The sequence below is a fragment of the Pseudomonas sp. ADPe genome, assembly GCF_014843515.1.
GTDB classification, from domain to species: Bacteria; Pseudomonadota; Gammaproteobacteria; order Pseudomonadales; family Pseudomonadaceae; genus Pseudomonas; species Pseudomonas citronellolis.
In genome coordinates, this window is the sequence record NZ_CP062122.1 from 3,451,673 (window position 1) to 3,466,294 (window position 14,622).

Consider the following 14,622-nt stretch of genomic DNA (forward strand, 5'->3'; position numbering starts at 1 on the left):
AAGACAGGCGAAGTCGCTGAATTAAAAAAGTTTTGCCGGTGAGAGTTCCCTATGAAAGCAGGTCTGTACCATCCTGAGACGTTCAAGGATAACTGCGGATTCGGCCTGATCGCCCATATGCAGGGCGAGCCAAGCCACGAACTTCTGCAAACCGCCATCGAAGCACTGACCTGCATGACCCACCGAGGTGGGATCAACGCGGACGGGAAGACCGGGGACGGCTGCGGGTTGCTGATCCAGAAGCCCGACGAGTTCCTGCGGGCGGTGGCCAAGGCCGAATTCGCGACCGATCTGCCCGCCCAGTACGCGGTGGGCATGGTCTTCTTCAACCAGGACCCGGTGAAGGCCGAGGCCGCTCGCGCGAACATGAACCGCGAGATCGAGGCCGAAGGCCTGCAGCTGGTCGGCTGGCGCAAGGTGCCGATCGACACCAGCGTGCTCGGCCGCCTGGCCCTGGAGCGCCTGCCGCAGATCGAGCAGGTGTTCGTCGGCGGCGAAGGCCTGTCCGACCAGGACTTCGCCGTGAAGCTGTTCTGCGCCCGTCGGCGCTCCTCGGTGGCCAACGCCGCCGACGCCGACCACTACGTCTGCAGCTTCTCGCACAAGACCATCATCTATAAGGGCCTGATGATGCCGGCGGACCTCGCCGCCTTCTATCCGGACCTTTCCGACGAGCGCCTGAAGACTGCCATCTGCGTCTTCCACCAGCGCTTCTCCACCAACACCCTGCCGAAGTGGCCGCTGGCCCAGCCGTTCCGCCTGCTGGCGCACAACGGCGAGATCAACACCATCACCGGCAACCGCAACTGGGCCCAGGCCCGGCGCAGCAAGTTCGTCAACGAGTTCATGCCGAACCTCGACGAGCTCGGTCCGCTGGTCAACCGCGTGGGTTCGGACTCCTCGAGCATGGACAACATGCTCGAGCTGATGGTCACCGGCGGCATGGACATGTTCCGCGGCCTGCGCATGATCATTCCGCCGGCCTGGCAGAACGTCGAGACCATGGACGCCGACCTGCGCGCGTTCTATGAATTCAACTCGCTGCACATGGAGCCGTGGGACGGCCCCGCCGGCGTGGTGCTGACCGACGGCCGCTACGCCGTCTGCCTGCTCGACCGCAACGGCCTGCGCCCGGCGCGCTGGGTCACCACCAGGAACGGCTACATCACCCTGGCCTCGGAAATCGGCGTCTGGGACTACAAGGCCGAGGACGTGCTGGCCAAGGGCCGCGTCGGCCCGGGGCAGATCCTCGCGGTGGACACCGAGACCGGCCAGCTGCTGCAGACCGAGGACATCGACAATCGCCTGAAGTCGCGCCACCCGTACAAGCAGTGGCTGCGCCAGCGCGCGCTGCGCATCCAGGCGACCCTGGAAGACGACCAGGGCGTGGCCAGCTACGACAGCGACCAGCTCAAGCAGTACATGAAGATGTTCCAGGTCACCTTCGAGGAGCGTGACCAGGTGCTGCGCCCGCTGGCCGAGCAGGGCCAGGAAGCGGTCGGCTCGATGGGCGACGACACCCCGATGGCGGTGCTGTCCAAGCGCATCCGCTCGCCCTACGACTACTTCCGCCAGGTCTTCGCCCAGGTCACCAACCCGCCGATCGACCCGCTGCGCGAAGCCATCGTGATGTCCCTGGAAACCTGCCTGGGCGTCGAGCAGAACATCTTCGAAGAGTCGCCGCACCACGCCAACCAGGCCATCCTGACCACCCCGGTGATCTCCCCGGCGAAGTGGCGCAGCCTGATGAACCTGGAGCGCCCGGGCTTCGACCGCCACCACATCGACCTGAACTACGACGAGTCCGTCGGCCTCGAAGCGGCCGTGCGCAACATCGCCGACCAGGCCGAGGAAGCCGTGCGCGCCGGCAAGGTGCTGCTGGTGCTCTCCGACCGCCACATCGCCCCCGGCAAGCTGCCGGTGCACGCGGCCCTGGCCGTGGGCGCCGTGCACCACCGCCTGGTGCAGACCGGCCTGCGCTGCGACTCGAACATCCTGGTGGAGACCGCCACCGCCCGCGACCCGCACCACTTCGCGGTGCTGGTGGGCTTCGGCGCCTCGGCGGTCTACCCGTTCCTCGCCTACGAGGTGCTGGCCGACCTGATCCGCACCGGCGAAGTGCTGGGCGACCTCTACGAGGTGTTCAAGTACTACCGCAAGGGCATCTCCAAGGGCCTGATGAAGATCCTGTCGAAGATGGGCATCTCCACCATCGCCTCCTACCGCGGCGCCCAGCTGTTCGAAGCCATCGGCCTGTCCGACGAGGTCACCGGCCTGTGCTTCCCGGGCGTGCCCAGCCGCATCCAGGGCGCGCGCTTCCTCGACATCGAGAACGAGCAGAAGCTGTTGGCTTTTGATGCCTGGAACAACCGCAAGCCGATCCAGCAGGGCGGCCTGCTGAAGTTCGTCTACGGCGGCGAGTACCACGCCTACAACCCGGACGTGGTCAACACCCTGCAGGCCGCCGTGCAGCAGGGCGACTACGAGAAGTTCAAGGAATACACCGCGCTGGTGGACAAGCGCCCGGTGTCGATGCTCCGCGACCTGCTGCAGGTGAAGACCGCCGCGCAGCCGCTGAGCCTCGACGAAATCGAGCCGCTGGAGTCGATCTTCAAGCGCTTCGACGCCGCCGGCATCTCCCTCGGCGCGCTGTCGCCGGAGGCCCACGAGGCCCTGGCCGAAGCCATGAACCGCCTCGGCGGGCGCTCCAACTCCGGTGAGGGCGGCGAGGACCCGGCGCGCTACGGCACGCTGAAGAGCTCGAAGATCAAGCAGGTGGCCACCGGCCGCTTCGGCGTGACCCCGGAATACCTGGTCAACGCCGAGGTCCTGCAGATCAAGGTGGCCCAGGGCGCCAAGCCCGGCGAGGGCGGCCAGCTGCCCGGCGGCAAGGTCAACGGCCTGATCGCCCGCCTGCGCTACGCGGTGCCCGGCGTGACGCTGATCTCGCCGCCGCCGCACCACGACATCTATTCCATCGAGGACCTGGCGCAGCTGATCTTCGATCTCAAGCAGGTCAACCCGCAGGCGCTGGTGTCGGTGAAACTGGTCTCCGAGCCGGGCGTGGGCACCATCGCCGCCGGCGTGGCCAAGGCCTATGCCGACCTGATCACCATTTCCGGCTACGACGGCGGTACCGGCGCATCGCCCATCACCTCCATCAAGTACGCCGGTTCGCCTTGGGAGCTGGGCCTCGCCGAGGCGCACCAGACCCTGCGCGGCAACGACCTGCGCGGCAAGGTCCGCGTGCAGACCGACGGCGGCCTGAAGACCGGCCTGGACGTGATCAAGGCGGCCATCCTCGGCGCCGAGAGCTTCGGCTTCGGCACCGCGCCGATGATCGCCCTAGGCTGCAAGTACCTGCGCATCTGCCACCTGAACAACTGCGCCACCGGCGTGGCCACCCAGAACGACAAGCTGCGCAAGGACCACTTCATCGGCACGGTCGAGATGGTGACGAACTTCTTCACCTTCATCGCCAGCGAGACCCGCGAATGGCTGGCCAAGCTGGGCGTGCGCAGCCTCGCCGAGCTGATCGGCCGTACCGACCTGCTGGAAATCCTGCCCGGCGAAACCGCCAAGCAGGGCAACCTCGACCTAACCCCGTTGCTGGGCAGCGACCTGATCCCGGCCGAGAAGCCGCAGTTCTGTGAAGTCGAGAAGAACCCGCCGTTCGACCAGGGCCTGCTGGCCGAGAAGATGGTCGAGCTGGCCCGCGGCGCCATTGAAGGCGCCAAGGGCGGCGAGTACGAGCTGGACATCTGCAACTGCGACCGTTCCATCGGCGCGCGCGTGTCCGGCGAGATCGCCCGGGTGCACGGCAACCAGGGCATGGCCAAGGCGCCGATCACCTTCCGCTTCAAGGGAACCGCGGGGCAGAGCTTCGGCGTGTGGAACGCCGGCGGCCTGCACCTGTACCTGGAAGGCGACGCCAACGACTACGTGGGCAAGGGCATGACCGGCGGCAAGCTGGTGGTGACCCCGCCCAAGGGCAGCCCGTTCAAGACCCAGGAGTCGGCCATCGTCGGCAACACCTGCCTGTACGGCGCCACCGGCGGCAAGCTGTTCGCCGCCGGCACCGCGGGCGAGCGTTTCGGCGTGCGCAACTCCGGCGCCCACGCGGTGGTGGAAGGCACTGGCGACCACTGCTGCGAGTACATGACCGGCGGCTTCGTCTGCGTACTGGGCAAGACCGGCTACAACTTCGGCTCCGGCATGACCGGGGGCTTCGCCTACGTCCTGGACATGGACAACACCTTCGTCGACCGCGTGAACCATGAGCTGGTGGAAATCCAGCGGATCAGCGGCGAGGCGATGGAGGCCCAGCGCAGCCACCTGCGCAAGGTCCTGGTGGAATATGTCGAGGAAACGGCGAGTGAGTGGGGTGCGAACCTGCTGGAGAACCTCGACGACTACCTGCGTCGGTTCTGGCTGGTGAAACCGAAGGCCGCGAGCCTCGGTTCCCTGCTGACCAGCACCCGTGCCAACCCGCAATAAGCGCCTGAAGTCTGAAGAGGTCTTGAAATGTCTGAACGTCTCAACAATGACTTCCAGTTCATCGAAGTCGGGCGCAAGGATCCGAAGAAGAAACTGCTGCGCCAGCGCAAGCGCGAGTTCGTGGAAATCTACGACCTGTTCAAGCCGCAGCAGGCGGCTGACCAGGCCCATCGCTGCCTGGGCTGCGGCAACCCGTACTGCGAGTGGAAGTGCCCGGTCCACAACTTCATCCCCAACTGGCTGAAGCTGGTTTCCGAAGGCAACATCCTGGCCGCCGCCGAGCTGTCGCACCAGACCAACACCCTGCCGGAAGTCTGCGGCCGGGTGTGCCCGCAGGACCGCCTCTGCGAGGGTGCCTGCACCCTCAACGACGGTTTCGGCGCGGTGACCATCGGCTCGGTGGAGAAATACATCACCGACACCGCCTTCGCCATGGGCTGGCGCCCGGACATGTCCAAGGTCAAGCCCACCGGCAAGCGCGTCGCGGTGATCGGCGCCGGCCCGGCCGGCCTGGGCTGCGCCGACGTGCTGGTGCGCAACGGCGTGACCCCGGTGGTGTACGACCGCAACCCGGAAATCGGCGGCCTGCTGACCTTCGGCATCCCCGAGTTCAAGCTGGAAAAGCACGTGCTGTCGCGCCGCCGCGAAGTCTTCAGCGGCATGGGCATCGAGTTCCGCCTGAACACCGAGATCGGCAAGGACGTGACCATGGAGCAGTTGCTCGATGAGTACGATGCCGTGTTCATGGGCATGGGCACCTACACCTACATGAAGGGTGGCTTCCCCGGCGAGGACCTGCCCGGCGTGCACGATGCGCTGGACTTCCTGATCGCCAACGTGAACCGCAACCTCGGCTTCGAGAAGTCTCCCGAGGACTTCGTCGACATGAAGGGCAAGCGCGTGGTGGTCCTGGGCGGCGGCGACACCGCGATGGACTGCAACCGCACCTCCATCCGCCAGGGCGCCAAGAGCGTGACCTGCGCCTACCGCCGCGACGAAGAGAACATGCCCGGTTCGCGCAAAGAGGTGAAGAACGCCAAGGAAGAGGGCGTGAAGTTCCTCTTCAACCGCCAGCCCATCGCCATCGTCGGCGAGGACAAGGTGGAAGGCGTGAAGGTGGTCGAGACCCGTCTCGGCGAACCGGACGCCCGTGGCCGCCGCAGCCCCGAGCCGATCCCGGGCTCCGAGGAGATCATCCCGGCCGAAGCCGTGCTGATCGCCTTCGGCTTCCGCCCGAGCCCGGCGCCCTGGTTCGAGCAGCACCAGGTCGAGATCGACAGTCAGGGCCGCGTCATCGCCCCGGCCGCCGCGCAGTTCAAGCACCAGACCAGCAACCCGAAGATCTTCGCCGGCGGCGACATGGTCCGCGGTTCCGACCTGGTGGTGACGGCGATTTTCGAAGGCCGCACGGCCGCCGAAGGCATCCTCGACTACCTCGGCGTCTGATTGGCTGTCTTGCCGGCTGCGCCGAGGCGCTTTTCGTAGGATGGGTATCGCCTCGCTCAACCCATCCTACGACTGCGAACCCTGCCCCTGTAGGAGCGGGCCCTGCCCGCGAATCGCGCGCAGGGCGCGCTCCTGCAAAAGATGTATGGCGCTGCGGCAGAATGCCGCGATGGACAAAAGGCACGGCCCCCGCCGTGCCTTTTGCTTTGGGCTTTGCGAAAATGCCCGCACTTTTTTGCCGGATGCCGCCATGACTGCCCTGAAGAACGATCGCTTCCTCCGTGCCCTGCTCAAGCAGCCCGTCGACGTCACCCCCGTGTGGATGATGCGCCAGGCCGGCCGCTATCTTCCGGAATACCGCGCCACTCGCGCCAAGGCTGGGGACTTCATGAGCCTGTGCATGAACCCGCAGCTGGCCTGCGAGGTGACCCTGCAGCCGCTGGACCGCTATCCGCAGCTGGACGCGGCGATCCTCTTCTCCGACATCCTCACCATCCCCGACGCCATGGGCCAGGGCCTGTTCTTCGAGAGCGGCGAAGGCCCGCGCTTCAAGAAGGTGGTCTCCAGCCTGGCCGACATCGAGGCGCTGCCGATCCCCGATCCGGAAAAGGACCTGGGCTACGTCATGGACGCGGTGCGCACCATCCGCCGCGAACTGAACGGCCGGGTGCCGCTGATCGGTTTCTCCGGCAGCCCCTGGACCCTCGCCACCTACATGGTCGAGGGCGGCTCCAGCAAGGACTTCCGCAAGTCCAAGGCGATGCTCTACGACAACCCGCAGGCCATGCACGCGCTGCTCGACAAGCTGGCGCAGTCGGTGACCAGCTACCTCAACGGGCAGATCCGCGCCGGCGCCCAGGCCGTGCAGATCTTCGACTCCTGGGGCGGCAGCCTGTCGTCGGCGGCCTACCAGGAATTCTCCCTGGCCTACATGAAGAAGATCGTCGACGGCCTGATCCGCGAGCACGACGGCCGCCGGGTGCCGGTGATCCTCTTCACCAAGGGCGGCGGTCTGTGGCTGGAGTCCATGGCCGATACCGGCGCCGAAGCGCTGGGCCTGGACTGGACCTGCGACATCGGCAGCGCCCGCGCCCGCGTCGGCGACAAGGTGGCGCTGCAGGGCAACATGGACCCGTCGGTGCTCTACGCCAACCCGGAAGCCATCCGCCGCGAAGTGGCGCGCATCCTCGGCGCCTACGGCCAGGGCAGCGGCCACGTGTTCAACCTCGGCCACGGCATCACCCCGGAAGTCGACCCGGCCCACGCCGGCGCCTTCTTCGAGGCGGTGCACGAGCTGTCGGCGCAGTATCACTGAGCGGAAGCTGCGGTGGCTCGCGAGCAAGCTCGCTCCTACGAAAAGCCAAAGCGCATTCGCTCTGGCTTTTGGACTTCCAGAGAAATACCCGAGCGCACCGGAACGCCCCTTCAGCAGGCCGAACGAAACCGGCGCTCAGGAGGTCATGCGACATGGATGTCGCGAGAGCCCCGATGGGCTACAGGGACGTACCCTCGGGGCGGGCCTCCGTGGCGGGGGAATTCGCGAGGGTAGCCCGGCTCCATCGGGCCCGTATGCGGGGCAAGCCTTTTTGGTTCCTTTTGTGGCGATTGACAAAAGGGACTCGCCCGAGGGGGCGAAACAAGACGGTCGGGCAGACTCGGTGCGGCGCAGAAACACCCAAGCCAAGGCAACTGGGTTTCCGCGTTCGCAAGCCAAGCCATAGCCCCAGCCATATGAAAAAACCGTTTCCCCCAGGCAGAGAAACGGCATCCTTTCTTAAGTGAACAGCATTACCGCCATTGGCGGGGCTTTTTCATGGGCGCTGTCGGTCAGGCGGCGTCGGCCGCGTAGCCGGCGGCGCGCTGCTGGGCCTTGCGACGGTTCGCCACCAGCAGCCCGGAGCACACGACCACGATGGTCAGCAGGGCGGTGGCGACCACCTCCATGCGGTGGTCCGGGCGGATCATCATGGTTACCAGGGCGCCGGCGATGAACAGGATCACCGCCCAGGTCAGCCAGGGGAACAGCCACATCTTCAGCGTCAGCTGGTGGCCCTGGGCGAGCAGCTTCTTGCGCATGTTCAGCTGCGAGATGGCGATCACCAGGTACACCAGCAGGGCGATGGCGCCGGAGCTGGCCAGCAGGAAGTTGAACACTTCGGCCGGGGCCAGGTAGTTGGCGAAGGTGCACAGGAAGGCCATGGCGGTGGACAGCAGCACGGCGTACACCGGGGTGCGGCTGGCGCTGGTCACCTGGGCGATGCGCGGGGCGTCGCCGCGCTTGCTCAGCGAGTACATCATCCGCGAGGCGGTGTAGAGCGCCGAGTTCAGGCAGCTGGTCACCGAGACCAGGACGATGATGTCGACGATCAGCTTGGCGTAGGGCACGTGCAGGTGCTCCAGCACGGTCTGGTAGGAGCCCATGCTCACCAGGCGCGGGTCGTTCCACGGCACCAGGCAGACCACGATCAGGATCGACAGCAGGTAGAACAGGGCGATACGCCAGATCACCGAGTTGGTGGCGCGGGTGATCTGCTGCGCCGGGTCCTTGGACTCGGTGGCGGCGATGGTGACGATCTCCGAGCCCATGAAGGAGAACATGGTGGTCAGCAGGGCCGCCAGCACGGCGCCCCAGCCCTTGGGCAGGAAGCCGCCCTCGGCGTACAGGTGGCTGATGCCGCTGACCTCGGGGTTCGGCGAGACGCCGAAGATGGCCGCGCAACCCATGACCAGGAAGGCGATGATCGAGCCGACCTTGATCAGCGCCAGCCAGAACTCGAACTCACCGTAGTTCTTCACGCTGAACAGGTTGGTCACGGTCAGCGCCGCGGTGATCACGAAGGCCAGGACCCAGATCGGCGCGCCGGGGATCCAGGCGTGGATGATGGCGGCGGCGGCGTTGGCCTCCAGCGGGATCACTAGGACCCAGAACCACCAGTACAGCCAGCCGATGGTGAAGCCGGCCCAGTGGCCGATGGCGCGGTCGGCGTAGGTGGAGAAGGAGCCGCTGTCCGGCTGCGCGACGGCCATTTCGGCCAGCATGCGCATGACCAGGACCACCAGCAGGCCGGCGACCAGGTAGGAGACCATGACGCCCGGGCCGGCTTCGGCGATGGCGTGGCCGGAGCCGACGAAGAGGCCGGCGCCGATGGCCCCGGCGATGGACAACATGGTGACGTGGCGGTTCTTCAGGCCCTGGGCCAGACCGGCGGATGGGGTACTGCTCATGCGTTACCTACAGCGAGAAAAGGAAGGAAATGCGTCCTGCGCAGCCGAAGCCGTTTTGATAATCCAACGAGGTGTTCCTTTTCCTGAACGCAAGATGCGCGCCACATTTTGTTACGACCTTGGTCGTAGGCGCGAAAAAAGTTGGGTAGAAGTGCCACGACGCCCCGAGATAGGGGCGTCGCGATCATGGGAATGTCATATCCAGAGGCGACACTGGCATATCTGTCGCCGACAGAATCGAAACTGAGTGTGTAGAAACTACTCAGTTGTGCGGCGTGCTCAGCGCGGGAAGGGTGCGCGGTAACACTGCCAGACGCGCCAGGTGCAACGCCACCAGCACGGCGATGCTCAGCAGCGCGGCGATGAACAGGCCGACGCCGGTCCAGCCGAAGTGGTGCCAGAACACCCCGCCGGTGGTGCCGGCCACGCTGGAGCCCAGGTAATAGCTGAACAGGTACAGCGACGAGGCCTGGCCCTTGGCCTTGAGCGCGCGGCGGCCGATCCAGCTGCTGGCCACCGAGTGCGCGGCGAAGAAGCCGAAGGTGAACAGCAGCATGCCCGCGACTATCAGCGGCAGCGCCGGCAGCAGGGTCAGCAGCAGGCCGCTGAGCATCAGCACTATCACCGCCCAGAGCACCTTGCGCCGGCCCAGGCGGTCGGCCAGCGAGCCGACCCAGGCGGAGCTGTAGATGCCCACCAGGTACACCAGCGAGAGCACGCCGACCACGGCCTGGCTGAGGTGGTACGGATCGGCCAGCAGGCGGTAGCCGATGTAGTTGAACAGGGTGACGAAGGCGCCCATCAGCAGGAAGCCCTCGAGGAACAGCCAGGGCAGGCCGGCGTCGCGCAGGTGCGAGGCGAAGCCGTCGGCCAGTTGCCGGAGGTTCAGCGGGGTGGGGCGGAAGTTGCGCGACTCCGGGAGGATGCACCAGAACACCACGGCCGCCACCAGGGCCAGGCCGCCGAGGATGGCGATGGCCGCGTGCCAGGACATGAAGTCCACCAGCACGCCGGTGATCAGCCGCCCGCTCATGCCGCCGATGGCGTTGCCGCCGATGTACAGCCCCATGGACAGGCCGATGTGCTGCGGGTGGATTTCCTCGCTCAGGTAGGTCATGCCCACTGCCGCCAGGCCGCTGAGCGACAGCCCGACCAGCGCGCGCATGGCCAGCACGCCGTGCCAGGTCGGCATCACCGCGCTGGCCAGGGTGAAGAGGGCGGCGAAGGCCAGCGAGGCGACCATGATCGGCTTGCGTCCGATGGCGTCGGAAATCGGCCCGGTGACCAGCAGGCCGAGGGCCATCATGATGGTCGCGATGGACAGTACCAGGCTGCTCTGCGCGGCGCTGAGGGCGAAGGTCTGCGACAGCACCGGCATCATCGGCTGCACGCAGTAGAGCAGGGCGAAGGTGGCGAAGCCGCCGGAGAACAGCGCAAGCGAGGTGCGCATGAAGGCCGGGGTGCCTTTCTCGATGTAGCTCTCGATGTCGTTCACGGCGCCGGCCAGCGCCTGGTTGGCCGCCTCGGCGGCCTGCAGCAAGGCGGGTTCGGAATCCGACGAAGCCCGCACGGCAGAGTGACTCACAACTCACCTCGATTCTGGAAAGGGGTGTGCCTCGCGGCGAGCGAGATCGGCCCGCGCAGCCAGGCTGGCAGAAAGTGGAAAGTCGTTATTGGGCTTGTGTGACAAGGATAAGGAAGGGCCTTTATTATTTCCAATATATTGATCGACACGTTTGATATGTAATTCGACTCATTCGGAGTTCCCATGGAGCTGCGCCACCTGCGTTACTTCATCGCCGTCGCCGAGGAACTGCATTTCGGCCGCGCCGCCGAGGCCCTGGGCATCTCCCAGCCGCCGCTGAGCCAGCAGATCCAGGCGCTGGAGGAGGAGATAGGCGCGCGCCTGCTGGAGCGCACCAACCGTCGGGTGGCGCTGACCGAAGCCGGCCGGCTGTTCCTCGACGAGGCCCGCCAGGTGTTGGCCCAGGTCGACCGCGCGGTGCTGCTGGCGCGCCGCGCGCACCAGGGCGAACTGGGCGAGCTGCGCATCGGCTTCACCGCCTCGGCGCCCTTCACCTCGGCCATCCCGCGCAGCATCCACGCCTTCCGCCAGGCCTACCCGGAAGTGCACCTGGACCTGCAGGAGATGAGCAGCCGGCAGATCGTCGAAGCGCTGCAGGAAGAGCGCCTGCAGGTCGGGGTGATCCGCTCCTTCCAGCTGCCGGCCTCGCTGGAGGCGGTGGAGCTGTTCAGCGAACCGCTGGTGGCGGTGCTGCGCGCCGACCACCCGCTGGCCCGCGATTCGCTGGAGGGCCTGGAGCTGGCGGCGCTGGCCGAGGAGCCCTTCGTGTTCTTCCCGCGCAGCTACGGCACCGGCCTCTACGACCAGTTGCAGGCGCTGGCGCGGCAGGCCGGCTTCACCCCGCGCATCAGCCAGGAGGCCGGCGAGGCCATGACCATCATCGGCCTGGTGGCGGCGGGCCTGGGGGTTTCCATGCTGCCAGGCTCGTTCCGCCGCACGCGGGTGGACGGGGTGGTCTATCGCACCCTGCTGGACCCTGGCGCGACCAGCTCGGTATGGCTGGTGCGGCGGCGCAGCGAGAGGTCTCCGGCGGCGCTGGCCTTCATCGAGCTGGTCACCCGCGGCGCGGCGGCCTAGGCGCCGCCCGACGGCATGCGCAAGTGCTCGCCCTTGTCATGGGCATTGCATAGAATCCGCTGTCACTTGAACGGCTTGGAGGGGTGCTCATGCGTCGCGTGGTTTTCAATCAGAAGGGCGGGGTCGGCAAGTCGAGCATTGCCTGCAACCTGGCCGCCGTGAGCGCCGCCGAGGGCTACCGCACGCTGCTGGTGGATCTGGACGCCCAGGGCAATTCCACCCATTACCTCACCGGCCTGACCGGCGACGACGTGCCCATGGGCATCGCCGATTTCTTCAAGCAGAGCCTTTCCGGCGGCCCCTTCGCCCGCAAGGGCAAGGTGGACATCTACGAGACGCCGTTCGACAACCTCCACGTGGTGACCGCCACCGCCGAGCTGGCCGACCTGCAGCCCAAGCTCGAGGCCAAGCACAAGATCAACAAGCTGCGCAAACTGCTCGACGAGCTGGCCGAGGACTACGACCGCATCTACCTGGACACCCCGCCGGCGCTGAACTTCTACACGGTATCCGCGCTGATCGCCGCCGACCGCTGCCTGATCCCCTTCGACTGCGACAGTTTTTCCCGCCAGGCGCTGTACGGCCTGCTGCGCGAGATCGAGGAGCTGAAGGAGGACCACAACGAGGACCTGGAAGTGGAGGGCATCGTGGTCAACCAGTTCCAGCCGCGCGCCAGCCTGCCGCAGCAACTGCTCGACGAACTGGTGGAAGAGGAAATGCCGGTGCTGCCGGTGTACCTGATGAGCTCGGTGAAGATGCGCGAGTCGCACCAGGCCTGCACCCCGCTGATCTACCTCGACCCCCGCCACAAGCTGACCCAGCAGTTCGTCGAACTGCACGGTCTGCTTGAAGCTTGAAGCTTACAGCTGCTCTATTCAGGCGCTGACCAGCAGGTCGCAAGGCGGCCGGCGCAGGTAGTAGCGCGCCGTGCTGCCCAGCAGGGCCTGTTGCAGCGCGCCGCGCCCGCGGCTGCCGAGCACCAGTAGCTGCGGCTGCCAGTCGGTCAGGCTGTGGTCCAGCGCTTCGCGAACCCCCATCGAACTCACCAGGCACTCGAGTTGCGGCAGCGGGCCGCCCACCTGCTGGCTCTCGTCGTGCATCAGCTGTTCCAGCAGCTGGCGTTGCTCGTCCAGGCGTTCGCGCAGCCGGGCGGGGTTGTTGCCGGCGTCGTAGGCATGCAGGGCCAGCAGTTCGCCGCCCGGAGCCAGCCAGGCGCAGGCGCTGCGCCAGGCGTGGCAGGCGCCGACGGAGAAGTCCAGGGCGCTGAGCGCCCGCCGGTAGGGGCGCAGCTGCGAGTCGGTCACCAGCAGCGCGGGCACCCGGCTGCAGCGCAGGATCTGTTCCAAGGTGGTGCCTTCGAAACGCTCCACCAGCGCCTGGCGGTGAGTGCCGGTGACCAGCAGGTCCGCCTGCAGCTCCTGCGCCGTGGCGGCTATTACGCTGGCCGGGCGGCCCTCGGCGACCAGCGGCTGGTAATCCGTCAGGCCGGCGCTGCGGGCACTGTCCTGCAGCGCGGCGACGGCGCTCTGCCGGGCCTTGGCCAGCAGCGGCGCGCCCAGGGGCTGTTCGATGACGTGCAGCAGGCTGATGCGGGCATCGTGCTCGGCGGCCAGTTGCGCGGCGCGGCGCACGGCGACGTCGGCTTCGACGCTGAGGTCGTGGGCGACCAGGATGTGCTTGGGCATGGTGGGATCCTCCGGCGGTCCCACCACTCTGGCCCAGCCGCGCGCGCCCATGTTGACGCAGCGCAAGGGCCGCGGATCAACGGCTGCGCAGCTGATAGACGGCGCGGCTTTCTGCTACCACCTCGCCGTGGACGTCCTTGAGCTGCAGTTCCAGCACGTACTCGGCCTTGCCGTTGAGCGTGGCCTCCTCGGCGATGCGCTTGAGCTCGGCCTCGTCCAGGCGGGCCTCCACCCGCACGTCGCTGGCCGCCGGGCGGCGAAAGCGCAGGCCGGCTTCCTTGACGATGGGGTAGAAGCGGTGGCTGTCGAAGCTGGTCAGGGTGATGACGCCGCCGGGCAGCTCGGCGAGGGTGAAGAGGGCGCCGGCGTACATGTTGCCCAGGTGGTTCTCGTTGCCGTGCAGCGGCATGCGCAGGCGCACGTGGCCGCGTTCGAGGATTTCGGCCTTGAGCCCGCAGCGCTTGACGAAGGCGATGTGCTCTTCGGTCATCTGGCGGACGAATTCGACGGGAAAGGACATCGGGCGGCTCCGCTTCTTGTTCTGTCCAGGCAAGCCTAGCCGCCCTGCCGCGGCGGGCAATGACCGCTTCGCTCAGGCGCGCTGACCGAAGCGGTCGCGGCGCCTCACAGGCCCTGGCGGGCCAGCCAGTCGAGCAGTTGCGGCAGCGGCAGGGCGCCGCTCTGGCGCGCCACTTCGCGGCCGTCCTTGAAGAGGATCAGGCTGGGGATGGAGCGGATGCCCAGTTGCCCGGCCAGGCGCTGGTTGGCTTCGCTGTCCAGCTTGGCCAGGCGGCAGCGCCCGGAAAGCCGCGCGGCGGCCTGCTCGAAGGTCGGCGCGAAGGCCTTGCACGGGCCACACCAGTCGGCCCAGACGTCCAGCAGCAGCGGCAGGTCGCCCTTGAGCTGGGCGGCGAAGCCGGCTTCGTCGACGGCGAAGGGCTTGCCCGGCAGCACCTCGTGCTTGCAGCGCCCGCAGCGCGGATGGTCGCCCAGGCGCGCGGCCGGCAGGCGGTTGAGCCCGCCGCAGTGCGGGCAGGGAATCAGCAGGGGATCGGTCATGGCGCGGCTCCGGAAGGGGATCTCCCCAATCTGGAGCCGCGTCCGGCG

General features: G+C 67.1%; 10 protein-coding genes. 5 read left to right on the forward strand and 5 right to left on the reverse strand.

Annotation, left to right across the window (positions count from 1 at the left end; genetic code table 11):
- Positions 1-51: 51 nt before the first annotated feature.
- The 3 genes from gltB to hemE all read left to right on the forward strand — a co-directional run bounded on the left by gltB (position 52) and on the right by hemE (position 7,258).
- Entirely contained in the window at positions 52-4,497 is a 4,446-nt protein-coding gene (gltB, locus tag IG194_RS15660) for a glutamate synthase large subunit (protein WP_043313190.1), read from the forward strand.
- A gap of 27 nt (positions 4,498-4,524) precedes the next feature.
- Complete coding sequence (locus tag IG194_RS15665; protein WP_058488153.1) at positions 4,525-5,943, forward strand: FAD-dependent oxidoreductase; 1,419 nt, start codon at positions 4,525-4,527, stop codon at positions 5,941-5,943.
- 250 nt (positions 5,944-6,193) lie between these two features.
- Positions 6,194-7,258 (forward strand): uroporphyrinogen decarboxylase, encoded by a 1,065-nt coding sequence (gene hemE / locus IG194_RS15670; RefSeq protein WP_058488154.1) that lies wholly within the window; start codon positions 6,194-6,196, stop codon positions 7,256-7,258.
- 512 nt (positions 7,259-7,770) lie between these two features.
- Here the strand turns inward: hemE and gabP are convergent.
- On the reverse strand, positions 7,771-9,168 hold the full coding sequence (gabP, locus tag IG194_RS15675) for a GABA permease (RefSeq protein WP_043316999.1): 1,398 nt from the start codon (positions 9,166-9,168) through the stop codon (positions 7,771-7,773).
- 262 nt (positions 9,169-9,430) lie between these two features.
- Positions 9,431-10,753: an MFS transporter gene (locus IG194_RS15680; protein WP_058488155.1), complete on the reverse strand. Its 1,323-nt coding sequence runs from the start codon at positions 10,751-10,753 to the stop codon at positions 9,431-9,433.
- Between the two features lie 183 nt (positions 10,754-10,936).
- Between IG194_RS15680 and IG194_RS15685 the strand changes: the two genes are divergently transcribed.
- Both IG194_RS15685 and IG194_RS15690 read left to right on the forward strand, forming a co-directional pair.
- A complete protein-coding gene (locus IG194_RS15685; protein ID WP_009613623.1) occupies positions 10,937-11,830 on the forward strand; it encodes a LysR family transcriptional regulator in 894 nt (297 codons plus the stop codon).
- Between the two features lie 89 nt (positions 11,831-11,919).
- Complete coding sequence (locus tag IG194_RS15690) at positions 11,920-12,687, forward strand: ParA family protein (RefSeq protein ID WP_009613622.1); 768 nt, start codon at positions 11,920-11,922, stop codon at positions 12,685-12,687.
- A gap of 18 nt (positions 12,688-12,705) precedes the next feature.
- Here the strand turns inward: IG194_RS15690 and IG194_RS15695 are convergent, their stop codons facing one another.
- The 3 genes from IG194_RS15695 to trxC form a co-directional block, all read right to left on the reverse strand.
- Positions 12,706-13,515 carry a universal stress protein gene (locus tag IG194_RS15695; protein ID WP_058488156.1) on the reverse strand — a complete coding sequence of 270 codons (810 nt, stop codon included), beginning with the start codon at positions 13,513-13,515 and terminating at the stop codon, positions 12,706-12,708.
- A 76-nt stretch (positions 13,516-13,591) separates the two neighbouring features.
- Complete coding sequence (locus tag IG194_RS15700; protein WP_058070732.1) at positions 13,592-14,035, reverse strand: PaaI family thioesterase; 444 nt, start codon at positions 14,033-14,035, stop codon at positions 13,592-13,594.
- A 104-nt stretch (positions 14,036-14,139) separates the two neighbouring features.
- Positions 14,140-14,574, reverse strand: a complete 435-nt coding sequence (gene trxC, locus IG194_RS15705) for a thioredoxin TrxC (RefSeq protein ID WP_058488157.1) — start codon at positions 14,572-14,574, stop codon at positions 14,140-14,142.
- Between the last annotated feature and the right edge of the window lie 48 nt (positions 14,575-14,622).